The organism is Polaromonas naphthalenivorans CJ2, assembly GCF_000015505.1.
Taxonomy (GTDB): domain Bacteria; phylum Pseudomonadota; class Gammaproteobacteria; order Burkholderiales; family Burkholderiaceae_C; genus Polaromonas; species Polaromonas naphthalenivorans.
In genome coordinates this window covers 3,110,368-3,132,299 of record NC_008781.1, presented here as the reverse complement: position 1 = coordinate 3,132,299, position 21,932 = coordinate 3,110,368, and the positions used below count along the sequence as shown (strand labels likewise).

15 protein-coding genes and 6 tRNA genes are annotated in these 21,932 nt (G+C 60.3%); 15 read left to right on the top strand and 6 right to left on the bottom strand.

The genetic code is table 11. The features are described from left to right. Positions 1-16 precede the first annotated feature (16 nt). Positions 17-817: a MipA/OmpV family protein gene (locus PNAP_RS25045; protein ID WP_011802339.1), complete on the top strand. Its 801-nt coding sequence runs from the start codon at positions 17-19 to the stop codon at positions 815-817. A gap of 233 nt (positions 818-1,050) precedes the next feature. Here PNAP_RS25045 and hpnE read toward each other — a convergent pair whose 3' ends face one another. Together hpnE and hpnD are read right to left on the bottom strand one after the other, a co-directional pair. Next, complete coding sequence (gene hpnE / locus PNAP_RS14830; protein ID WP_011802338.1) at positions 1,051-2,322, bottom strand: hydroxysqualene dehydroxylase HpnE; 1,272 nt, start codon at positions 2,320-2,322, stop codon at positions 1,051-1,053. A 4-nt stretch (positions 2,323-2,326) separates the two neighbouring features. Then, positions 2,327-3,169 (bottom strand): presqualene diphosphate synthase HpnD, encoded by an 843-nt coding sequence (gene hpnD, locus PNAP_RS14825; protein WP_041376733.1) that lies wholly within the window; start codon positions 3,167-3,169, stop codon positions 2,327-2,329. A 312-nt stretch (positions 3,170-3,481) separates the two neighbouring features. Here hpnD and PNAP_RS14820 point away from each other — a divergent pair, with 312 nt between their 5' ends. Continuing rightward, positions 3,482-5,563, top strand: coding sequence for a RecQ family ATP-dependent DNA helicase (locus tag PNAP_RS14820; RefSeq protein ID WP_011802336.1), 2,082 nt, complete (start codon positions 3,482-3,484; stop codon positions 5,561-5,563). After that, positions 5,563-6,933 (top strand): DNA-processing protein DprA, encoded by a 1,371-nt coding sequence (locus tag PNAP_RS14815; RefSeq protein WP_011802335.1) that lies wholly within the window; start codon positions 5,563-5,565, stop codon positions 6,931-6,933. The genes PNAP_RS14820 and PNAP_RS14815 overlap by 1 nt, the downstream gene beginning before the upstream one ends. 57 nt (positions 6,934-6,990) lie before the next feature. On the opposite strand, the gene hpnC is transcribed toward PNAP_RS14815, so the two are convergent. Then, positions 6,991-7,845 carry a squalene synthase HpnC gene (gene hpnC / locus PNAP_RS14810; protein ID WP_041376731.1) on the bottom strand — a complete coding sequence of 285 codons (855 nt, stop codon included), beginning with the start codon at positions 7,843-7,845 and terminating at the stop codon, positions 6,991-6,993. Positions 7,846-7,981: 136 nt separating this feature from the next. On the opposite strand from hpnC, the gene PNAP_RS14805 reads away from it, so the two are divergent. The 12 genes from PNAP_RS14805 (at position 7,982) to PNAP_RS14750 (ending at position 19,433) form a co-directional block, all read left to right on the top strand. Beyond that, the gene (locus PNAP_RS14805; protein WP_011802333.1) at positions 7,982-9,145 is read left to right on the top strand and encodes an efflux RND transporter periplasmic adaptor subunit; all 1,164 of its coding nucleotides are present in this window, start codon (positions 7,982-7,984) and stop codon (positions 9,143-9,145) included. Between the two features lie 7 nt (positions 9,146-9,152). Beyond that, positions 9,153-12,368: an efflux RND transporter permease subunit gene (locus tag PNAP_RS14800; RefSeq protein WP_011802332.1), complete on the top strand. Its 3,216-nt coding sequence runs from the start codon at positions 9,153-9,155 to the stop codon at positions 12,366-12,368. Positions 12,369-12,487: 119 nt separating this feature from the next. Beyond that, positions 12,488-12,574 (top strand) — tRNA-Leu (locus PNAP_RS14795). Between the two features lie 112 nt (positions 12,575-12,686). Further along, positions 12,687-13,997 carry a trigger factor gene (gene tig, locus PNAP_RS14790; protein ID WP_011802331.1) on the top strand — a complete coding sequence of 437 codons (1,311 nt, stop codon included), beginning with the start codon at positions 12,687-12,689 and terminating at the stop codon, positions 13,995-13,997. 97 nt (positions 13,998-14,094) lie between these two features. Then, a complete protein-coding gene (gene clpP, locus PNAP_RS14785) occupies positions 14,095-14,745 on the top strand; it encodes an ATP-dependent Clp endopeptidase proteolytic subunit ClpP (protein WP_011802330.1) in 651 nt (216 codons plus the stop codon). Positions 14,746-14,881: 136 nt separating this feature from the next. Next, the gene (clpX, locus tag PNAP_RS14780) at positions 14,882-16,147 is read left to right on the top strand and encodes an ATP-dependent Clp protease ATP-binding subunit ClpX (RefSeq protein WP_011802329.1); all 1,266 of its coding nucleotides are present in this window, start codon (positions 14,882-14,884) and stop codon (positions 16,145-16,147) included. Positions 16,148-16,265: 118 nt separating this feature from the next. Continuing rightward, positions 16,266-18,695, top strand: coding sequence for an endopeptidase La (gene lon / locus PNAP_RS14775; protein WP_011802328.1), 2,430 nt, complete (start codon positions 16,266-16,268; stop codon positions 18,693-18,695). A 62-nt stretch (positions 18,696-18,757) separates the two neighbouring features. After that, positions 18,758-18,833 (top strand) — tRNA-Gly (locus PNAP_RS14770). 59 nt (positions 18,834-18,892) lie between these two features. After that, positions 18,893-18,966 (top strand) — tRNA-Cys (locus PNAP_RS14765). 81 nt (positions 18,967-19,047) lie between these two features. Next, a tRNA-Gly gene (locus PNAP_RS14760) sits at positions 19,048-19,123 on the top strand. A 60-nt stretch (positions 19,124-19,183) separates the two neighbouring features. After that, a tRNA-Cys gene (locus PNAP_RS14755) sits at positions 19,184-19,257 on the top strand. Between the two features lie 89 nt (positions 19,258-19,346). Beyond that, positions 19,347-19,433 (top strand) — tRNA-Leu (locus PNAP_RS14750). Positions 19,434-19,455: 22 nt separating this feature from the next. On the opposite strand, the gene PNAP_RS14745 is transcribed toward PNAP_RS14750, so the two are convergent. The 3 genes from PNAP_RS14745 to PNAP_RS14735 are packed head-to-tail and all read right to left on the bottom strand — an operon-like array spanning position 19,456 to position 21,932. Next, entirely contained in the window at positions 19,456-20,175 is a 720-nt protein-coding gene (locus PNAP_RS14745; RefSeq protein ID WP_011802327.1) for an ABC transporter ATP-binding protein, read from the bottom strand. A 1-nt stretch (position 20,176) separates the two neighbouring features. After that, on the bottom strand, positions 20,177-20,953 hold the full coding sequence (locus PNAP_RS14740; protein WP_011802326.1) for an ABC transporter ATP-binding protein: 777 nt from the start codon (positions 20,951-20,953) through the stop codon (positions 20,177-20,179). Beyond that, positions 20,940-21,932, bottom strand: a complete 993-nt coding sequence (locus PNAP_RS14735; protein WP_041377312.1) for a branched-chain amino acid ABC transporter permease — start codon at positions 21,930-21,932, stop codon at positions 20,940-20,942. Before PNAP_RS14735 ends, PNAP_RS14740 begins: the two co-directional genes overlap by 14 nt.

Sequence of the window (21,932 nt, the reverse complement as noted above, 5' to 3'; positions counted from 1 at the left end):
CTCCAAGGAAAAGTGCATGACCATTCGCAAATACAACTACCCGGTGCCCGTGCTGGCGCTGGCGGGCGCCGTCCTGGGTTCCTCGGCCGCCATGGCCCAGCCCTTTGACGACAGCTGGAAATTCAGCGCCGGCGCCGGCGTGGTCAGCCATGCCAAATACCCCGGCAGCGGCGCCACCGAAGTCAGCGCCTTTCCGATGCTCAGCGCGAGCTATGGCCGCTTCATCATCGGCGGCCTGCCGGGCGCGGGCATTCCGCTGGGCGTGGGCGCCCACCTGCTCAGAAACGAGCATTGGCACGCCGGCATCGGCCTGGGCTCGACCCTGGGCAAGGCCCGTGAAGAGTCCGACTCGGCCACGCTGCGGGGCCTGGGCGACATTGACGGCACCGTGTTCGTCAGTGCCTTCGGCAGCTACACCGACAAATGGTTTGCCGTGCGCGGCAGCGTGGTGACCGACGCCGCAGGCAAGGACCAGGGCACTCGCCTGCTGATGGACCTGGAAGGCAAGTACCCCGTGAACGAGCGCCTGATGCTGACAGCCGGCCCCGGCTTCACCTGGGCCGACAGCAAGTACAGCCAGACCTTCTTCGGCATCAGCGCCGCCCAAAGCGCCAGCTCCGGCCGCGCCGCCTACACCGCCGTATCGGGCATCAACAGCGTGCGCTTCAGCCTGGGCGCCAATTACCTGCTCACGCCGCAATGGGGCCTGGGCGCTCGGGTGACCGCCGAAAGACTGCGCGGCGACGCCGCCAGCAGCCCGGTGACCGAACAGAAATCCCAGAACAGCGTCGGCCTGTTCGCCAACTACCGCTTCTGACCGTCAAGCCCGGGGCGCCCTTGGGCAAGATGCACCTGCAGATGAACCCCACCGCAAAACGTATCGGGTCTTGCTGAGATGGCTCGGGCGCTGTGGCTCGCTGGCATGGCGCGCAGCCATGAATGTGGCAAAGTTCATGTATGAAAAGTGGCTCTAGCGCATGTGCAGACTGCGCAAGAAGCTATTAATTAAATAGCAAAATGCCTGGGTGTCCGGCACGGTCCATCCGGCTTTCAGTGCAACTGCGCGGCGGCCTCAAGCCCCGAGCGCACCGCGCCTTCCAGTGTGGCCGGGTAGGGGCCGGCAATGTAGTCGCCGCAAGCCAGCAGGCCCTCGGCAATTCGTGCGGCAGGGCGCTGCAGGCCCGGCGTGCAGGCAAAGGTGGCGCGTTTTTCGACAATCGTCTGCACGGGCCGCAGGTCGATCAGACCCAACTGCCGCGCCGCCTGCGCCAGCACCTGCCGCGTGAGCGTGGCGCCGTCGCCGGTGCTGGCGCTGATGACAAAGGCCAGCAAGCCCGCCGGGCCGCCGAGCTGGCCACGGTCAAACACGAACTGCGCTGGTTCGGCCGGGCTTGAAGGCAAGGCCAGCATGGGCTGGCGTAAACGGGCTTCGCTGGCATGCAGGTAAACCGTCGTCAGGGCTTCATGCCGCAGTCCACGCGCCTGCCCGATCCACCCGGCCAAGGCATCGCCGGCCAGGCCGCTGCCTTGCGCCAGCCGGGCCGCTTCGTTGGGCGGGCAGGCCAGCACGACCCGGTCAAATGCTTCGCCGTCAACGGTCCAGCCAGCGCCTGCCGGCGCAATCGACTGCACTCGAACGCCCAGACGCGGCAACCCGCCGTGCGCCGCCAGCCACGCCAGCGCCGCATCGGGCAGCAGGGCATTCAGGTCCACGCGCGGCAGCAGCAGGTTCGAGCCGCCGCCCTGCGCGAACAGCGCATCGCGCATCACGCGCAAAAACACCTGGCCGCTGGCGCGTTCGGCCGGCGTGTTCAGCGCCGACACGCACAGCGGCTCGATCAGCGACGCCATCGCGCCGGGCGTCAGGCCCCGGCACAAATCGCTGACCGACTGGCCGGGCTGGCAGGCGAATCCGCCCAGCCGCCAGCCCAGCGCCACTTTGAGCAGCGACAGCTTGTCGGCCCACGACCAGCCGCCGGCCGTCAGGATGCCAGCGAAGGCGTCCAGCGGCGCCGGCCAGTCCGGCAGCTTCAGGCCGCTGCCATCGGGGAACTGCATCGCCAGCGGCAGGCGCAGGAAGGACGCGGATTCATCGGCGCCCAGTTCCTTCATCAGCCGCAGCGTCTCGGCATAGGCGCCGATCAGGATGTGCTGGCCGTTGTCCAGGGCGACCGGCAGGCCGGCCACGCTGGCCATGACCCGCCGCGCGCGGCCGCCGGCGGTGCGCGAAGCTTCGAAAACCGTGATGTGGTGGCCCAGGCGCGTGGCCTCGACGGCGGCGGCACAGCCGGCCCAGCCCGCGCCGACGATGGCGACTTTCATGTGGTCAGACCACTTTGCCCAAAGCCTGCGTTTTCCACGCCAGCCAGAACTTGCGCAGCGGCGTCAGGCTGACGCGCTGGTGCAGCACCTGGTAGTTGTCGGCGGCGATTTCGCGCAGCAGCGTGCGGTAGATGCTGGCCATCATCAGGCCGGGCTTCTGGGCGCGGCGGTCGGCGGCGGGCAGCAGGGCCAGCGCCTCGTCGTACAGGCCCAAGGCGCGCTCGGTCTGGAACTTCATCAGCGCGGTGAAGCGGTCCGAATACTGGCGCTTGAGGACTTCGTGCGCCTTCACATCGAACTGCTGCAGTTCGTTGACCGGCAGGTAGATGCGCCCGCGCATGGCGTCTTCGCCCACGTCGCGGATGATGTTGGTGAGCTGGAAAGCCAGGCCCAGCTTGTGCGCGTAGGCGGTGGTGGCGTCGTCGGTCTGGCCGAAGATGCGCGCCGCCACTTCGCCGACGATGCCGGCGACCAGGTGGCAGTAGCGCTGCAGGGCCGGAAAATCCAGGTAGCGGTTTTGCGTCAAATCCATCTGGCAGCCTTCGATGACCGCCTGCAGATGCCGCGCTTCAATGCCATAGGTGGCGGTCATGGGCATCAAGGCCTTCATCACCGGATGCGTCGGGTTGCCGGTAAACGACTTGCTGACCTCGCCCTGCCACCAGCCCAGCTTGGTATGCGCCACGCCGGGGTCGGTGACTTCATCGACCACATCGTCGATTTCGCGGCAGAAGGCGTAAAAAGCGGTGATGGCGGCGCGCTTTTCCGGGGGCAGGAAGAGGAAGGCGTAATAAAAACTGCTGCCGGATGCGGCGGCTTTTTGCTGGACATAGTTCTCTGGCGTCATGCGGGGATTGTCGCAGGCTGAAATGACGGAATGTGGCACTTAGTTCACCTTCATGGGGCGGCGCGTGCGCAATTTGGGTGGACACGAGAATGAAATGGTTTACCTCAGCTTCAAGAGTGGTCATGCATATTTGTGCGTTGTGGTTTTCTGTTCCGTTGACCTTGGGCGTTAAGATAAAAATCGAACAAAAATAGGTTTTGAAGCGGGTGCTCTTAAGCAAGAGTTCCAGAGCAAAAAAGTTGCTCACTTCATGACCTGTGCAGGTTTCTTACTGTTAAACATTCCAACAAACCCAAGAGCGAAAGTTTACAAATGCCTTTTTATGTGCCTGAGCGAGCGTTAGAACTTCTCCGAAAGGGCTCGGGCCGTGCCGATGCCACCTTCCGAGATGATCAGGCGCAAGCAATTCGTCATGTTGTTGAAGGCCGAGGCCGCCTGCTGGTTGTGCAAAAGACCGGCTGGGGCAAAAGTTTCGTTTACTTCATCGCCACAAAGTTGCTTCGTGATGCTGGTCAGGGTCCAGTTTTGTTGATTTCGCCGTTGCTGGCCTTGATGCGAAATCAGATTGCCGCAGCAAAAAGAATGGGTTTGCGGGCCGCCACCATCAATTCTGACAATCTGGAAGACTGGACTGATGTTGAAGCCAAGCTGGGCAGCGATGAGATTGATATCCTGCTGATTTCACCTGAGCGGCTGGCAAACGAACGGTTCCGCACACAGGTTCTTGTAGGTATCGCCGGGCGCATCTCGATGTTGGTGATTGATGAAGCGCACTGTATTTCAGACTGGGGGCATGACTTCCGGCCGCACTATCGGCTGCTGGAGCGCATTGTCAGAACCTTGCCTCCCAATTTGCGGCTTCTGGCCACTACCGCAACAGCAAATAACCGGGTGATGGACGATCTCGCTGCTGTACTGGGTCCGAATCTGGAGGTATCACGCGGTGACCTGAACCGTACTTCGCTGACGCTGCAAACCATACGCTTGCCAAGCCAGGCTGAACGTCTGGCTTGGCTGGCCGAACAGCTCGCCACCCTTGAAGGTCACGGCATCATCTATACGCTGACAGTGCATGATGCCAATCAAGTGGCTGATTGGTTAAAAACTCGTGGTTTTAACGTCGAGGCCTACACAGGTGAAACAGGTGACCGCCGGGAGGAGCTGGAGCAGGCGTTGCTCAGTAACCAAATCAAGGCACTCGTAGCCACCACGGCCTTGGGGATGGGGTATGACAAACCAGATTTAGCCTTTGTGATTCATTATCAAATGCCGGGTTCAGTCGTCGCTTACTACCAGCAGGTGGGCCGCGCAGGACGCGCTCTGGAGTCTGCCTATGGCATTTTGTTGAGCGGCGAAGAGGAGTCGAGAATCGCTGACTGGTTCATAAAAACCGCTTTCCCGACCCGGCAAGAAGTCGCTGATGTTCTGGATGCACTTGAAAGGGAACACAACGGCCTTTCGGTTCCAGAATTGTTGAGCCGAGTCAATCTGAGCAAGGGACGTATCGAAAAGACACTGGCGCTGCTTTCTCTCGAGTCGCCCGCTCCCATCGCAAAGCAAGACAGCAAGTGGCAGCTTACAGCGGCAATTCTGAGTGAGGGGTTCTGGGCGCGAGCGGAGCGACTTACCGCATTGCGTCGCGGCGAACACCGGCAGATGCAGGCGTATGTCAGCTTGCCGTTTGGCGAGCATATGGGTTTTCTTATCCGGGCACTCGATGGTGATTCGAGTGTTGTGAATCCGCCTGCGCTAACTCCACTGTCAACCCATGTAAATGATGACCTTGTGCGGGACGCTGTGGCTTTTTTGCGTCGCACCAGCTTGCCAATCCAGCCCCGTCTCCAGTGGCCAGCTGGCGGAATGCCGCTGTCGCATATGAAAGGAAAAATTCCTGAAAATTTACGAGCCCAGCCTGGGAAAGCGTTATGCACCTGGAATGACGCCGGTTGGGGGCAACTCGTCAAACAGGGCAAATACCGCGATAGCCACTTTGCAGATAGTCTGGCTGCCGCTTGCGTGAAGATGATTCACGAGTGGAGCCCGCAACCGACACCAACCTGGGTGACTTGCGTTCCATCACTGCGCCATCCCGATTTGGTGCCGAATTTTGCGCAGCGATTGGCGGCTGCGCTGAACTTACCCTTTCACAGACTACTCCAAAAGACAGACAACAGGCCCGAACAAAAGACCATGGAAAACAGCGCTCAGCAGGCGCGCAACATTGACGGTTCGCTGGCCCTCAATGGTCAGGCCGTTCCTGATGGCCCGGTGCTATTGATTGACGACATGGTGGATTCGCGCTGGACCTTCACTGTCGCTGCTTGGCTATTGCGCAAAGGTGGCAGTGGCGAGGTTTGGCCGCTAGCGCTTTCACAAACGGGGAGTGACCAATAATGCCTGTTCTTTCTCCCAATACGCAGGCTATCCTGCTGCTCACGGCTCCATTGATCGCTGGACGTGGAGCGCCATCTTCAGAACTTTTATCACCTGGCGAGTACAAGCGCTTTGCTCGCCATCTGTGGGATATGCAGCGTCAGCCCGCCGATCTGCTGTTGCCAGATGCGCCGGATCTGCTCCGGGCCTGTGCGCCTGTCATTGAAGAAAGCCGTCTGCAGCGTTTGCTGGGACGCGGTTTTCTTTTGAGTCAGGCCATAGAGCGTTGGCAAGCTCGCGCCATCTGGGTCGTCAGCCGTGCCGATGCAAATTACCCTCGGCGCTTGAAGGAGCGGTTACGGGAAAATGCACCGGCCATCCTGTACGGTTGCGGGGAAATCGGCTTACTGGATGCTGGCGGACTTGCGGTCGTCGGATCGCGCCATGTGGATGAGGCGCTGATCGAGTACACGATGACCGTGGGTCGAATCGCTGCCCGCGCACGCAGGACAATCGTTTCAGGCGGTGCCAAGGGAATTGATCAAGCGGCCATGCGGGGCGCGCTGGAGGCCGGCGGGAAGGTTTGCGGCGTTCTGGCCGATAGCCTGGAAAAGACCGTGATGAATCGCGAGCATCGCAATCTGCTGATGGAGGGTCAACTGGTGCTGGTCTCGCCCTATGACCCGAGTGCTGGCTTCAATGTCGGGCATGCCATGCAGCGCAATAAGCTGATTTACGCGCTCGCCGATGCTGCGTTGGTTGTGAGTTCTGACCTTAACAAGGGCGGAACCTGGGCTGGTGCGGTAGAACAACTCGACAAGCTGCGGTTAGTGCCTGTCTATGTCCGGTCTACAGGCGAGGCGTCGGAGGGGCTTGAGGCGTTGCGCAAAAAAGGGGCTGTGACTTGGCCAGATCCCCTGGATGCAGATTCATTTCAAACCGTGTTTGAGGCGATCACGCCAGTGAGTGAAACACAGGTCAGTGCAGAGTTGTTCTCAAGCGGTGAGCCGCCTGTGTCTGCACCCGCTGCGATGGCTGTATTCCCTGACGCTCAGCCTTTGTTGTCTGCCATCGCTATAGCAAAAGATCAGTCGGTCACAGAGGTCGCGTCACAAACGCTAGAGGCGGTGCCAGCTTCGGAGGCTAGACAGCAGAGCGACAAGGTCATACAGGTGGAGTCCAGTCTGGGCCGTGCCTTGTTTTCAACGGTGCGTGAAGTGATGCAGCGGCTTTTAATCACGCCAATGAAAGAGGCCGAGGTTGGCAGTGCGTTGGAAGTTTCCACGATGCAAGCCAAAGCGTGGCTGCAGCGCCTTGTTGATGAAGGGGTCTTGGAAAAGCAAAAGAAACCCGCTGCTTACAAGGTCAAGGAATCCCGTTTGTTTGATTGACACTGTTGGTTTTACGGTGGTGCGGGATGTCTGAGTGCGCTCCAAGACTTCTTTGCCTCACATCCAGAGTGCCCGCCAGCCCATCACAGCCACATCCCAGGCGCCGAGCTTGGGCCGCCGCTGCAGCGTGTCGAAGCCCTGCGCTGCTATCTTGTCCAGGATGCGCAGGCCGCCTTGCACCACCAGCCGCAGTTCCCAGCCGCCGCGCCCTGGCACTTTTTTCACCAGTTGCGAGCCTTTTAGCATCATTGCGCTCGCCTGACTGACGTGAGTAGCTATCAAATTTATAGTATTCTGGTTGCTTTGCAAGCCCAGCAGCTGCGCTTCGTCAACCCCGTGCGGCGCCCAGGCGTCGGCGGGCAGGTAGATGCGGCCGCGTGGAATGTCAACGCCCAGGTCCTGCCAGAAGTTGATCAGCTGCAGCGCGCTGCAGATGCAGTCGCTCTCGATCAGCGATGGCGCATCCTTCACGCCGTACAGGTGCAGCAGCAGCCGGCCGACCGGGTTGGCCGAGCGCCGGCAGTAGTCGAGCAGTTCGGCCTGGCTGGCGTAGCGCTGCTTGACCACGTCTTGCTCGAAGGCGCTGAGCAGGTCGGCCAGCAAATTGACGGGCAGGGCGAATTGCCGGATGACCGGCCCCAGCCGCCCGAACACATCGGCCCAGCGCGGCGAGGGCGCCCGGCCGGCAGCCGTCGCCATCAGGTCGGCGCGGTAGGCCGCCAGGTCGTCCAGCCGCGCCTGCGGCAGCGCATCGCCCTCGTCGGCGATGTCGTCGGCGGTGCGGGCAAACCAGTAAATCGCGGCAATCGCCGGGCGCAGGTGCGGCGGGCACAGCAAGGACGCGACCGGAAAGTTCTCGTAATGGCTGACGCCTTGCAGGCTGGAGGGGTGCGGGGAGGGGCCTGGATTCATGCGCTGGATTGTCGCTTGACAAGATTTTGCATTTCTCATAAATTACTAACCGCTCAGTCAGTAGCATTCGACTGACAACCCCTTTGCCTATTTCCCCTGCCCGGATTCGCCCGGAACCTTTTCCATTCAGTCCATCATGAAAAAAACCGTTGTCTCCCTGGCGAGCGTTGCCGCGCTGCTGGTCGCCTGCTCCCGGCCCGCGCCGCCCGAGGAACCGGTTCGCGCCGTGAGGGTCATCACCGTCGGCACCAGCGCCTATGCTTCGCGCCACGAATATGCCGGTGAAGTCCGGGCGCGGGTCGAGTCCCGGCTCGGATTCCGGGTCGGCGGCAAGCTCATCAAGCGGCAGGCCGAACTCGGCCAGCGGGTCTTGGCCGGGCAGGTGCTGGCCCAGCTCGATCCGCAGGACTACCGGCTGGCCTTTGACGCCGCCCGCGCCCAGGTGAGCGCCGCCGCCATCAACCGCAACCTGGCCGCCGCCGATTTCAGGCGCTACCAGGCGCTGAAGGACCAGAACTTCATCAGCGGCGCCGAACTGGAGCGCCGTGAGGCCACCCTGAAGGCCGCGCAGGCGCAGCTGGAGCAGGCCCAGGCGCAGTCGGCGGTGCAGGGCAACCAGACGAACTACGCGGTGCTGACGGCCGATGTGTCCGGCATCGTGACGGCGGTGGAAGCCGAGCCGGGCCAGGTCGTGGCCGCTGGCGCGCCGGTGCTGCGGATTGCCGCCGACGGCGTGCGCGACGTGGTGTTCTCGGTGCCCGAGGACCGGGTGGCCGGGCTCAAGGTCGGTGCGCCGGTGAAAATTCGCATCTGGGCGCAAAACACGGAATTGACCGGCAAGGTGCGCGAGGTCGCCGCCAGCAGCGATCCGGTCACGCGCACCTATCCGGTCAAGGTGGCGATGGACGCCAAGGCGCCGCCGCCGCTGGGCGCAACGGTCTATGTCACCGTCGAGGCGGGCGCTCCCACCGGCACGCCAGTCATCAAGCTGCCCAGCAGCGCCCTGCGCCGTGACGGCCAGGCGACGACGGTGTGGGTGCTCGACAAGGCCGCCATGACCGTCAGGCCGCAGGTGATCCAGGTGGCGACGGCCGACGGCAATGAGGTCGTGGTTTCGGGCCTTGAGCCGGGGATGCAGGTGGTCAGCGCCGGCGTGCATGTGCTGTCGCCGGGGCAAAAAGTCAGTATTTATCAGTCAAATATGCCTTCTGCGCAAGAACCACGGGCACAAGCAGCTCCTGATTCGATAGCAAATCAGGTTCCTGCCGTGTCGGCTGCTTCAGCCCCTGGCGCGAAGTGAGCGCGGCATGACGCAACCGACCCACGACAAGGCCGCCGGCCCGGCTGATGCTCCTTCGGAAAAATTCAACCTCTCGCGCTGGGCGCTGGAGCATCCGGCGCTGACGCGCTATTTGCTGCTGGTGCTGATGGTGCTGGGCTTTGCGTCCTATTTCCAGCTCGGGCAGGACGAAGACCCGCCGTTCACCTTCCGCGCCATGGTGGTGCGCACCTACTGGCCGGGCGCCACCGCGCAGCAGGTGGCCGAGCAGGTCACCGACAAGCTGGAGCGCACCTTGCAGGAGGCGCCCTATGCCGACCGGATTCGCAGCTATTCCAAGCCCGGCGAGTCGCAGATCATCTTCCAGATCAAGGACTCGTCCCGGGCCAGCGAGGTGCCCAACGTCTGGTATTCGGTGCGCAAGAAGATCGGCGACATGCGCGGCACGCTGCCGGCTGGCGTGCAGGGGCCGTTCTTCAACGATGATTTTGGCGATGTCTATGGCGTGATCTACGCGCTGGAGTCCGACGGCTTCAGCTACGCCGAACTCAAGACCTTTGCCGATGACGTGCGCCAGCAACTGCTGCGCGTGCCCGATGTCAGCAAGGTCGAGCTGTTTGGCGTGCAGGACGAAAAGGTCTTCATCGAGGTTTCGCAAAAGCGCCTGGCCACGCTGGGGCTGGACCTGAACCAGGTGCTGGCGCAGCTCGGCCAGCAAAACGCGATTGAATCCGCCGGCGCGGTGCAGACGCCGCTCGACGTGGTGCAGGTGCGCGTGGCCGGGCAGTTCGAGGCGGTGGAGCAGTTGCGGGCCATGCCGATTCGCGGCAGCTCAGGCCAGCAGTTCCTGCTGGGCGACATTGCCGAGATCAAGCGTGGCTATGTCGATCCGCCGGTGGTCAAGGTCCATCACCAGGGCAAGGAAGTGATTGCGCTGGGCGTGGCCATGACCAAGGGCGGCGACATCATCAAACTCGGCAAGTCGCTGGAAGCACTCTCGGCCCATGTTGACCGCAGCCTGCCGGCCGGCGTCAGGCTGGTCCACATGCAGGACCAGCCCAAGGCGGTGGCCGGTTCGGTCAATGAATTCGTCGGCGTGCTGATCGAGGCCGTGCTGATCGTGCTGGCCGTGAGCTTCATCAGTCTGGGCCTGCACAAGCGGCCTTTCAAAGGGCCGGGCCAGTTGCCGCTCTGGAAGCGCTACTACATCGACATGCGGCCGGGGCTGGTCGTGGGCATCACGATTCCGCTGGTGCTGAGCCTGACCTTCCTGGCGATGTGGTATCTCAATATCGGCCTGCACAAGATTTCGCTCGGCTCGCTGATCATCGCGCTCGGGCTGCTGGTCGATGACGCCATCATTGCCGTCGAGATGATGGTGCGCAAGATGGAGGAGGGCTATGACAAGGTGCGCGCCGCCACCTTCGCCTACGAGATCACCGCCATGCCGATGCTGACCGGTACCCTGATCACCGCCGCCGGTTTCCTGCCCATCGGGCTGGCCCGGTCGGTGACCGGTGAATACACCTATGCGATCTTTGCCGTCACGGTGGTGGCGCTGGTGCTCAGCTGGATTGTCTCGGTGTATTTCGTGCCTTACCTGGGAACGCTGCTGCTCAAGGTGCCACCGCATGTGCTGCAGGTGCAGGCCGGCGAGGACAACCCGCACGAGATGTTCGACAGCCCGTTCTACAACACCTTTCGCCGCACCGTGAACTGGTGCGTGGAACACCGCTGGCTGACGATTGGCGCGACGGTGCTGATCTTTGCGCTGGGCATCGTCGGCATGGGCCGGGTGCAGCAGCAGTTCTTCCCGGACTCCAGCCGGCCCGAGATCATGGTCGATATCTGGTTTCCCGAAGGCACCTCGTTTGCCGCCAACGAAGCCACGGCCAAACGTGTCGAGCAGCGGCTGATGCGCGAGGAAGGCGTGGCCTCGGTCAGCACCTGGCTGGGCTCGGGCGTGCCGCGCTTTTATTTGCCGCTGGACCAGGTGTTTCCGCAGACCAACGTGTCGCAGATGATTGTTCTGCCCAGGGACCTGAAAATCCGCGAATCGCTGCGCATCAAGCTGCCGGCGCTGCTGGCGACCGAGTTTCCCGAGGTGCGCGGCCGCGTCAAGCTGCTGCCCAACGGGCCGCCGGTGCCGTACCCGGTGCAGTTCCGCGTCGTCGGCATCGACCCGCTGGTGCTGCGCGAGCGCGCCGATGAAGTCAAGGCGGTGATGCGCGAGAACGCCAGCCTGCGCGGCGTCAATGACAACTGGAACGAATCGGTCAAGGTGATGCGCCTGGACGTGGACCAGTCCAAGGCGCGCGCGCTGGGCGTGACCAGCCAGTCGATTGCGCAGGCTTCGCGCACGATGCTCAGCGGCTCGACCGTGGGCCAGTTCCGCGAAGGCGACAAGCTCATCGACATCGTGCTGCGCCAGCCGCTGGACGAACGTAGCGCGATCACCGATATCGGCAATGCCTATTTGCCGACGGCGTCGGGCCAGTCGATTCCGCTCATGCAGATTGCCAAGCCGGTGTTTGCCTGGGAGCCGGGCGTGATGTGGCGTGAAAACCGCGACTACGCCATCACGGTGCAGGGCGACATCGCCGAAGGCCTGCAGGGCGCGACCGTCACGGCGCAGCTGCTGCCCGCGCTCAAGGCGCTGGAAGCCAAATGGCACGGCAGCGGCATGGCGGGCTACCGCATCGAGGTGGCCGGCGCGGTGGAAGAAAGCTCCAAGGGCTCGGCGTCCATCGCGGCCGGGATTCCCATCATGCTGTTTTTGACCTTCACGCTGCTCATGCTGCAGCTGCACAGCTTCAGCCGCGCCATGCTGGTGTTCATCACAGGTCCACTGGGCATTGCCGGCGTGGCCGGGGCCTTGATCCTGCTGGGCCGGCCGTTCGGCTTCGTGGCCTTGCTCGGCGTGATTGCGCTGATGGGCATGATCCAGCGCAATTCCGTCATCCTGATTGACCAGATCGAGCAGGACCGGGCCAGTGGCGTGCCGGCCTGGGACGCGATTGTCGAGTCCGCCGTGCGCCGCCTGCGGCCCATCGTGCTGACGGCGGCGGCCGCCGTGCTGGCCATGATTCCGCTGTCGCGCAGCGTGTTCTGGGGGCCGATGGCGGTCGCCATCATGGGCGGCCTGATCGTCGCCACGGTGCTGACACTGCTGGCCTTGCCGGCGATGTACGCGGCCTGGTTTCGCGTGAAAAGGGAGGGAGGCGCTACTCCAGCCTCGGCATGAATCCGCCTGGCCTGACAAGTTGCCGGAAAAGTGCGCCCGGATACAGGCTAAAATAGAAAGTTGACCGATTTCAGGCGGGAATCCGGACAGTAATCCGGATTCCCGCTGTTTTTTCAGGAGCGCGGGTGGCGAAATTGGTAGACGCACCAGGTTTAGGTCCTGACGGTAGCAATACTGTGCGGGTTCGAGTCCCGCCCCGCGCACCATCCCTGAGGCTTTGCAGTGGCAGTTGTGCCCCAAGCCGTCAGGTGCTGCTTGACTGCAGCTGGCTAGGCAAAAGCCTAGTTTTGAATAAATTTTGATTTTTAGGAAACCATCATGGCCGTGACTGTTGAAAATCTTGAAAAGCTCGAGCGCAAAATGACGCTCACGCTGCCCCTCAATACCATCCAGTCGGAAGTCGCTACCCGCCTGAAGAAGCTGGCCCGCACCGTCAAGATGGATGGTTTTCGCCCCGGCAAGGTTCCGATGAGCGTGGTCAGCCAGCGTTATGCCTACTCGGTGCATTACGAAGTCATGAACGACAAGGTCGGCGAGGCTTTCGCCGTTGCCGCCAACGAAGCCAAGCTGCGCGTTGCCGGCCAGCCGCGCATCAGCGAAAAAGAAGATGCGCCTGAAGGCGAGTTGGCTTTCGATGCGATTTTCGAAGTCTATCCCGACGTCAAGATCGCCGACCTGGCCAATGCCGAAGTTGAAAAGCTCAGCGCTGAAGTCAGCGACGCGGCCATCGACAAGACGCTGGACATCCTGCGCAAGCAGCGCCGCACCTTCGCCCTGCGCGCAGCCGACGAGCCGGCACAGGACGGCGACCGCGTCACCATCGACTTCGAAGGCAAGATGGACGGCGAGACCTTCGCCGGCGGCAAGGCTGAAGACTTCCAGTTCATCGTCGGCGACGGCCAGATGCTGAAAGAATTTGAAGATGCCGTGCGCGGCATGAAAAGCGGCGAAAGCAAGACTTTCCCGCTGAACTTCCCGGCCGATTACCACGGCAAGGACGTGGCCGGCAAGCAGGCCGACTTCCTGGTGACGGTCAAGAAGATTGAAGCCGCGCACCTGCCTGAAGTCAACGAAGAACTCGCCAAGTCGCTCGGTATTGCCGATGCAACGGTCGAAGGCCTGCGTTCGGACATCAAGAAAAACCTTGAGCGCGAAGTCAAGTTCCGCCTGCTGGCCCGCAACAAAAATGCCGTGATGGATGCGCTGGTTACCAACGCCGAACTCGATTTGCCCAATGCCAGCGTGCAAGCCGAACTCGAACGCCTGATTGAAAATGCACGGGCCGACCTGAAGCAGCGCGGCATCAAGGACGCCGACAAGGCGCCGATTCCAGAAGAACTTTTCCGCCCTCAGGCTGAAAAGCGCGTCCGTCTGGGCCTGGTGGTGGCCGAACTGGTGCGCGCCAATGAATTGCAGGCCAAGCCCGAGCAGCTCAAGTCGCACATCGAAGAGCTGGCCGCCAGCTACGAAAAGCCCCAGGAAGTGGTTCGCTGGTACCTGAGCGACAACAGCCGCATGGCCGAAGTGGAAGCCGTCGTCATTGAAAACAACGTCACCGACTTTGTCCTGGGCAAAGCCAAGGTGAGCGAGAAAGCCATTTCCTTTGACGAGTTGATGGGCCAGAACTAAACAGCTGTTTTCTCCTGAGATTGGGGCTTGTGCTTTGCGGTGCAGGCCCCAATTCATTTTTGGGTACAGTAGTACATCTATCACTGGAGAAAAATTAATGGTTCGAAACAGTATTTATGGCGGCTACAACAGCCCGCAAGCCGCTAGCCAGGAAATCCAGGGCTTGGGCATGGTGCCCATGGTCATTGAGCAGTCCGGCCGTGGTGAGCGTTCTTACGACATTTATTCGCGGTTGCTCAAGGAGCGCGTCATTTTCCTGGTCGGCCCGGTCAATGACCAGACGGCCAATCTGGTGGTGGCCCAGTTGCTGTTTCTGGAAAGCGAAAATCCTGACAAGGACATTTCTTTTTACATCAACTCGCCCGGCGGTTCAGTCACGGCTGGCATGGCAATTTACGACACCATGCAATTCATCAAGCCGGACGTGTCCACGCTGTGCGTCGGCATGGCCGCCAGCATGGGTGCGTTTTTGCTGTCGTCCGGTACCAAGGGCAAACGTTTTTCGCTGCCCAATTCGCGTGTGATGATTCACCAGCCATCGGGTGGCGCGCAGGGTCAGGCATCGGATATTGAAATCCATGCCCGTGATATCCTGAAGACGCGCGACCAGCTCAATCGCATTCTGGCCCACAACACCGGCCAGACGGTTGAAAAAATCGAGCGCGATACAGAGCGCGACTACTTCATGTTCGCCGATGAGGCGAAGGCTTATGGCGTCGTCGATCAGGTGATATCAAAACGGCCCTGATCTGCCCTGTAGCGCTATAAGCTATAAGCTGCCCTGCAACAACGGCGTTTTTCTATTACAGAAACGCCGTTTTTTTATTGGTTATCATTGGCGAAGCTCATAGTTTTCCCCAGTCACGTTAAAGGCGTCCCCCACAATGGCCGAGAAAAAAGGCTCCTCCAGCGAAAAGACTTTGTACTGCTCCTTCTGCGGTAAAAGCCAGCATGAAGTCAAAAAACTGATTGCTGGCCCATCCGTCTTTGTTTGTGATGAGTGTATTGATCTGTGCAATGAAATCATCCGCGACGAATTGCCTTCAGGCAGTGAGGCAGGCGAAGCGCGCAGTGATTTGCCAACGCCTGCGGAGATCAAGGCCACGCTTGATGGTTATGTGATTGGACAGGAACCCGCCAAGCGCACGCTGGCGGTTGCCGTGTACAACCACTACAAGCGGCTGCGCCACAAGGAATCAGCCAAAAAAGACGATGTCGAGCTGACCAAGAGCAACATCCTGCTGATCGGCCCCACCGGCTCCGGCAAGACCCTGCTCGCTCAAACGCTGGCCAGAACGCTGAATGTGCCTTTCGTCATGGCCGACGCCACGACGCTGACCGAGGCCGGCTATGTGGGTGAAGACGTCGAAAATATCATCCAGAAATTGCTGCAAAGCTGCAATTACGAAGTTGATCGTGCCCAGCAAGGGATTGTCTACATCGACGAAATCGACAAGATTTCCCGTAAATCCGACAACCCCTCCATCACTCGCGATGTGTCTGGCGAAGGGGTTCAGCAAGCATTGCTGAAACTGATGGAAGGAACAATGGCTTCCGTGCCTCCCCAAGGCGGGCGCAAGCATCCAAACCAGGATTTTCTCCAGGTTGACACCACCAACATCCTCTTTATTTGCGGCGGTGCTTTTTCGGGACTTGAAAAGGTGATTGAAAACCGGACCGAAGCCTCCGGGATTGGTTTTGGCGCTGCCGTCAAAAGCAAAAAAGCGCGCAGCCTGACGGAAGCCTTCAAGGATGTCGAGCCTGAAGACCTGATCAAGTTTGGCTTGATTCCCGAACTGGTCGGCCGTATGCCGGTGATCGCTACGCTGGCGGAACTCAGTGAAGATGCACTGGTTCAGATCTTGACGGAGCCTAAAAATGCCGTGGTCAAGCAGTTCAGCAAGCTGCTTGCCATGGAAGGCGTTGATCTCGAAATCAGGCCTTCGGCATTGAAAGCCATTGCCCGCAAGGCACTGGCCCGAAAAACCGGTGCGCGCGGTCTGCGTTCGATTCTGGAGCAATCCTTGATTGACACCATGTTTGATTTACCCACTACCAGTAATGTCGCCAAGGTGGTTGTGGATGAATCCACGATTGAAGAAAACAAGCCGCCTTTGTTGGTATACCGCGAAGCCGCTAAAAAAGCCTGAGTCCCGGACACGGCAGGAAACGCTTGAAATGGCGAGAACTACCCTCAAGTCTGGTTGCTTGTACTTCGCCTGACCCTGAAACGGGTCGTTGCGTCTTACCTTGATTTTTAAGGTTTATATGTCCGGACAAACTTTTCTTACCTCCACACCCATCAATCTGCCGCTTTTGCCATTGCGGGATGTCGTGGTCTTTCCGCATATGGTGATTCCGCTGTTCGTGGGCCGCCCCAAGAGCATCAAGGCCCTGGAATTGGCCATGGAGGCCGAGCGCCGGATTATGCTGGTGGCCCAAAAAACAGCAGCCAAAGACGAGCCTTCCATTGAGGATATGTTTGAAGTGGGCTGTGTGGCGACCATTTTGCAGCTCTTGAAGTTGCCTGACGGTACCGTCAAGGTTCTGGTGGAAGGCCAGCAGCGCGCCAAGGTCAACAAAATTGAGGAAGGCGAACAGCACTTTACCGCCAATATTTCCCCGGTCGAGCCGGTTGTGGTCGTGGCTGGTAGCAAAGGCAGTGAAGTCGAAGCCCTGCGTCGTGCGGTCATGCAGCAGTTTGACCATTACGTCAAGCTGAACAAGAAAATCCCGCCTGAGATTTTGACGTCGATTTCCAGCATTGACGATGCCGGGCGACTGGCGGACACGATCGCGGCGCACTTGCCGCTCAAGCTCGACGCCAAGCAGATCATTCTGGATCTTGATAACGTGAAAGCCCGGCTCGAAAACCTGTATGAGCAGCTTGAGCGCGAGGTCGATATCCTCAATGTGGATAAAAAAATCCGCGGCCGGGTCAAGCGGCAGATGGAAAAAAACCAGCGCGACTTCTACCTCAACGAGCAGGTCAAAGCCATCCAGAAAGAGTTGGGAGAGGGCGAAGAGGGCGCAGACATAGAAGAGATCGAAAAGAAGATCAAGGCCGCCAAGATGCCGCAGGAGGCCCGTAAAAAGGCAGAAAGCGAACTCAAGAAGCTCAAACTGATGTCGCCGATGTCGGCCGAGGCTACCGTGGTGCGCAGCTATATTGACGTGCTGCTCGGTTTGCCATGGAGCAAGAAAACCAAGATCAAGCATGACCTGGTCAATGCAGAGGCCGTCCTCAATGAAGACCACTATGGACTTGAAAAAGTCAAGGACCGTATCGTCGAATACCTCGCGGTTCAGCAGCGCGTTGACAAGCTCAAGGCGCCGATTCTTTGCTTGGTCGGCCCACCAGGGGTGGGTAAGACTTCGCTCGGTCAATCCATTGCCAAGGCAACCGGACGCAAGTATGTCCGCATGGCTTTGGGTGGCATGCGTGACGAAGCAGAAATTCGTGGTCACCGTCGTACCTACATCGGTGCATTGCCGGGTAAGGTATTGCAGAACCTGAGCAAGGCAGGTACACGCAATCCGCTGTTTTTGCTTGATGAGATCGACAAGCTGGGTACAGATTTCCGTGGTGATCCATCAAGTGCTTTGCTCGAAGTGCTGGATCCGGAACAGAATCATACTTTCGGCGACCACTATGTCGAAGTCGATTTTGATTTGAGCGACGTGATGTTTGTCGCAACATCCAACTCGATGAACATTCCTCCGGCACTGCTGGACCGCATGGAGGTTATTAGGTTGTCAGGTTATACCGAGGACGAAAAAACCAGCATCGCCATGCGTTACCTGCTGCCCAAGCAAGTCAAGAACAATGGTGTCAAGGATGCTGAACTGGAAGTACAGGAGCAGGCGGTGCGCGACATCGTCCGCTATTACACCCGTGAAGCCGGTGTACGCTCACTTGAGCGCGAACTGTCCAAGATTTGCCGCAAGGTGGTCAAGGGCATCCAGCTTAAAAAAATGACGCCCCAAGTCGTGGTGACGCCAGATAACCTCAATGAGTTCCTGGGTGTGAGGAAATACGATTACGGACGCGCAGAAAAGAACAACCAAGTGGGCCAGGTCGTCGGATTGGCATGGACTGAGGTTGGCGGTGATTTGCTGACAATTGAAGCAGCCGTCATGCCCGGCAAGGGCGTGATTACCCGAACGGGCTCGCTTGGTGATGTCATGAAGGAGTCTGTCGAGGCGGCCCGCACCGTGGTCCGCAGCCGAGCCAGAGTGCTTGGTATCAAGGATGAGATGTTTGAAAAGCGTGATATCCATATTCACGTGCCCGATGGTGCAACGCCCAAAGACGGCCCCAGCGCCGGTGCCGCCATGACCACTGCGTTTGTTTCTGCATTAACGGGCATTCCGGTGCGAGGCGATGTGGCGATGACCGGAGAAATTACGCTCAGGGGTGAAGTAACGGCTATTGGCGGATTGAAGGAAAAACTGCTTGCAGCCTTGCGTGGGGGCATCAAGACGGTGCTGATTCCGCAAGAGAATGCCAAAGATCTACAAGAGATTCCAGACAATGTAAAAGCCGGTCTTGAAATCATTCCTGTGAAGTGGATAGATCAGGTGCTGCAGGTCGCACTGGAGCGGCAGCCTGTTCCGTTGACGGATGAAGAAGTTGCCTTGATTGCAGCTGCCAGTGCTGCTGTGCCTTCGCTGGTTGTGGACGCCGTCAAGCATTGAGTAAACTTTTTCTAGATTCAAGAAAATGGTTAAAAACCAGGCTATAATTTATAGCTAGACTCGCGGGAGTAGCTCAGTTGGTAGAGCGCAACCTTGCCAAGGTTGAGGTCGAGAGTTCGAGCCTCTTTTCCCGCTCCAATTCAAAGGCCAGCACTTCAAAATGCTGGCCTTTTTTATTGGAAATGTTCGAGAGATATGGCGCGGTAACAAAGCGGTTATGTACCGGATTGCAAATCCGGCTAGCCCGGTTCGACTCCGGGCCGCGCCTCCATGAAATGATGGCCATCGGTTACTTTTTTTGCAATCAAGTCCGAATGGTTAAAAAACCAAGCTATAATTTATAGCTAGACTCGCGGGAGTAGCTCAGTTGGTAGAGCGCAACCTTGCCAAGGTTGAGGTCGAGAGTTCGAGCCTCTTTTCCCGCTCCAATTCAAAGGGCAGCACTTCAAAATGCTGCCCTTTTTTGTTGGGAATGTTCGAAGAAATAGGGCGCGGTAACAAAGCGGTTATGTACCGGATTGCAAATCCGGCTAGCCCGGTTCGACTCCGGGCCGCGCCTCCATAAAGTAATTGTCATCAGCCTCTTGAAAAGAGGCGTTTTGTTTGACAATGCTGTTCGGGTTGGTCAGTGCATCTCCCCAATTTTCACCAGCGAGAGTGGCGTAATCGGTAGCCGCACGGGACTTAAAATCCCGGGACAGTGATGTCGTACGGGTTCAAGTCCCGTCTCTCGCACCATCATCACGACTCCCTGGCCCCTTCACACGCCCAGGTAGTCTGCCAGCGCAGGGCTAGCAGCCACCGCGTCGGCATTGCCCTGCAGCACTACCTGGCCTTTTTGCAGCACCAGCGCGCGATCCGCTTGCGCTAGCACCTTGCGGTAGTCTCGGTCCACGATCAGCGTGGCAATGCCGCTGGCGCGGATGGCGCTGATGACGTTCCAGATGTCGAGCACGATCAGCGGCGCCAGGCCTTCGGTGGCTTCGTCGAGGATGATCAGGTCGGGATGCGTCATCAGCGCCCGGCCAATTGACAGCATCTGCTGCTCGCCACCCGAGAGCTGTGCGCCCAGGTTGCTCAGCCGCTCCTTCAGGCGCGGAAAGGTCTCCAGTACGCGCTCGTATGACCAGTCGTTGCGGCCATCGCGGCCACGGCGGGCCGCCATTATCAGGTTTTCGCGCACCGACAGGTTGGGGAACACGCCGCGTCCTTCGGGCACGTAGGCCACGCCCAGGCGCGCCACTTCATGCGGCCTGGCGCGGGAGGTGTCCTGTCCGAACAGGATGATGCGGCCGTCGCGCTGCGTCACATGCCCGAGCAGGGTTCGGATCAGCGTGCTCTTGCCCATGCCGTTTCGCCCCAGCAGGCCGATGGTTTCGCCGCGCCCGATGGCCAGGTCGATGCCGTGCAGCACATGGCTGGAGCCGTACCAGGCGTGGATGCAACTCGCCTCCAGGATGAATTCAGAAGAAGGCTTCACGTCAATGGTCTCCAAGATAGGCGGCCTGCACCTGCGGGTTGCTGCGGATGCCGGCGGGCGTGTCGCTGGCAATCACAGCGCCATTGACCATGACGGTGATGCGCTCGGCAATGCGGAACACCGCATCCATGTCGTGTTCGACCAGCAAGATGGCATGGCCGGGCTTGAGTTCGGCCAGCAGCGCGAGCATGCGCTCGGTCTCTTCCGCGCCCATGCCGGCCAGCGGTTCGTCGAGCAGCAGCACCTGTGGCGCTGTGGCCAGGCACATGGCGATTTCGAGCTGGCGCTTTTGCCCGTGCGATAGCAATCCGGCCGGGCGGTCGAGCAAGTCGTTCAGGCCGGCGCGGGACGCCGCATCGTGCGCGGCCGACAGGCTGGCATCGCAATGCTGCGCGCTGCGCCACCATTGCCACGGCCTCTGGGTGGCGGCCTGCGCGGCCAGCCGGCAGTTCTCGAACACGCTGAAGCTGGGGTAGATGGTGTTGCGCTGGTAGCTGCGACCCAGGCCCAGGCGGGCACGCCGCGGTTGCGTCCAGCCCGTCACCTCCTGGCCGAGCAGTTCGACGCTGCCGCTTGAAGGCGGAATTTCGCCGGACAGGATGTTGATTAAAGTGGATTTACCGGCGCCGTTGGTGCCAATCACGGCATGCACGCTGCCGCGCGCCAGATCCAGCGACACGCCGCTGAGCGCCAACAGGCCGCCCCAGCGGCGGGTAATTTCGCGCCCGCGCAGCAGGACTTCAGGCGAGACATCAGACGAGATTTCAGACGGCTTCATGGCGCGCTCCCTGCAGGTTGCTGCGGCCCACCAGCCGGGCGCGGAGTTGTCCGGGCAAGCCGACCAGCCCGCGCGGCAGCAGTACCACGCTGGCAATGATGCTCAGGCCCAGCCCCAGATGCCAGTGCCGGGCGAAGTCGCCAAACACCGCTTCGGACTTGAAAAACTCCTGCAGCAGCGCAAAGGCGAACGCGCCGATCAGCGCGCCGCGCAGATGACCGAGCCCGCCCAGGATGATCATGATGAGCACAGCGCCCGACAGGTGCCAGCTCATCATCTCGGGATTCACGAAGCCGTCCTTGACGGCGAACAGAAAGCCCGCCAGCCCGGCAATGCCGCCCGAGATCACGAACGCCGCGAGCTTGTACGGATAGGTTGAAAAGCCGGTGGCGCGCATGCGCTGCTCGTTGACGCGAATGCCCGCAAGCGCGCGGCCAAAGCGCGACCTTGCCAGCAGCGCCAGAAAGCCGAACACCCCCGCCAGCATGAGCAGCGTGAAACCGTACAGCACCAGCGGCTTGTCCAGGTCGATCAGCGTGCCGAGCACCGGTTTCAGGGTCAGGTAAATGCCGTCGGTGCCGCCGCCCAGCGGCGTGTCGTGCACCACGTAGTAAGCCATCTGCGCGAAGGCCAGCGTGACCATGATGAAGTAGGCGCCCTTGGTGCGCAGCGACAGCGCGCCCACGGCCAGCGCGTACACCGCCGCAGCCAGCACGCAGGCCGGCAGCAGCCAGAGCAGCGAAGGCGCGTCGGTCTGCGCGGGCAGCAGCACGGCGGCATAGGCGCCGATGCCGAAGAACGCCGCCTGGCCGAAACAGATCAGCCCGGTGGTGCCGACCAGCAGCTCCAGGCTGAGCGCAAAGATGGCATACACCATCATCTTGGTGACCAGGTCAATGCCGTAGTTGCCCGCCATCAGCGGATATAGCGCCAGCCCGGCAAAGGCCAGCAGCACGAAAAGGGTTTTGGAGTGGTTCAT

Excerpts from the sequence above, each read along its gene's own strand:
- clpP (WP_011802330.1), top strand. The coding sequence starts at position 14,095 with ATGGTTCGAAACAGTATTTATGGCGGCTACAACAGCCCGCAAGCCGCT.
- PNAP_RS14800 (WP_011802332.1), top strand. The coding sequence starts at position 9,153 with ATGACGCAACCGACCCACGACAAGGCCGCCGGCCCGGCTGATGCTCCT.
- hpnE (WP_011802338.1), bottom strand. The coding sequence starts at position 2,322 with ATGAAAGTCGCCATCGTCGGCGCGGGCTGGGCCGGCTGTGCCGCCGCC.
- PNAP_RS14735 (WP_041377312.1), bottom strand. The coding sequence starts at position 21,932 with ATGAACCACTCCAAAACCCTTTTCGTGCTGCTGGCCTTTGCCGGGCTG.
- lon (WP_011802328.1), top strand. The coding sequence starts at position 16,266 with ATGTCCGGACAAACTTTTCTTACCTCCACACCCATCAATCTGCCGCTT.
- PNAP_RS14740 (WP_011802326.1), bottom strand. The coding sequence starts at position 20,953 with ATGAAGCCGTCTGAAATCTCGTCTGATGTCTCGCCTGAAGTCCTGCTG.
- PNAP_RS14805 (WP_011802333.1), top strand. The coding sequence starts at position 7,982 with ATGAAAAAAACCGTTGTCTCCCTGGCGAGCGTTGCCGCGCTGCTGGTC.
- hpnD (WP_041376733.1), bottom strand. The coding sequence starts at position 3,169 with ATGACGCCAGAGAACTATGTCCAGCAAAAAGCCGCCGCATCCGGCAGC.
- hpnC (WP_041376731.1), bottom strand. The coding sequence starts at position 7,845 with ATGAATCCAGGCCCCTCCCCGCACCCCTCCAGCCTGCAAGGCGTCAGC.
- tig (WP_011802331.1), top strand. The coding sequence starts at position 12,687 with ATGGCCGTGACTGTTGAAAATCTTGAAAAGCTCGAGCGCAAAATGACG.
- PNAP_RS25045 (WP_011802339.1), top strand. The coding sequence starts at position 17 with ATGACCATTCGCAAATACAACTACCCGGTGCCCGTGCTGGCGCTGGCG.
- clpX (WP_011802329.1), top strand. The coding sequence starts at position 14,882 with ATGGCCGAGAAAAAAGGCTCCTCCAGCGAAAAGACTTTGTACTGCTCC.
- PNAP_RS14815 (WP_011802335.1), top strand. The coding sequence starts at position 5,563 with ATGCCTGTTCTTTCTCCCAATACGCAGGCTATCCTGCTGCTCACGGCT.
- PNAP_RS14820 (WP_011802336.1), top strand. The coding sequence starts at position 3,482 with ATGCCTTTTTATGTGCCTGAGCGAGCGTTAGAACTTCTCCGAAAGGGC.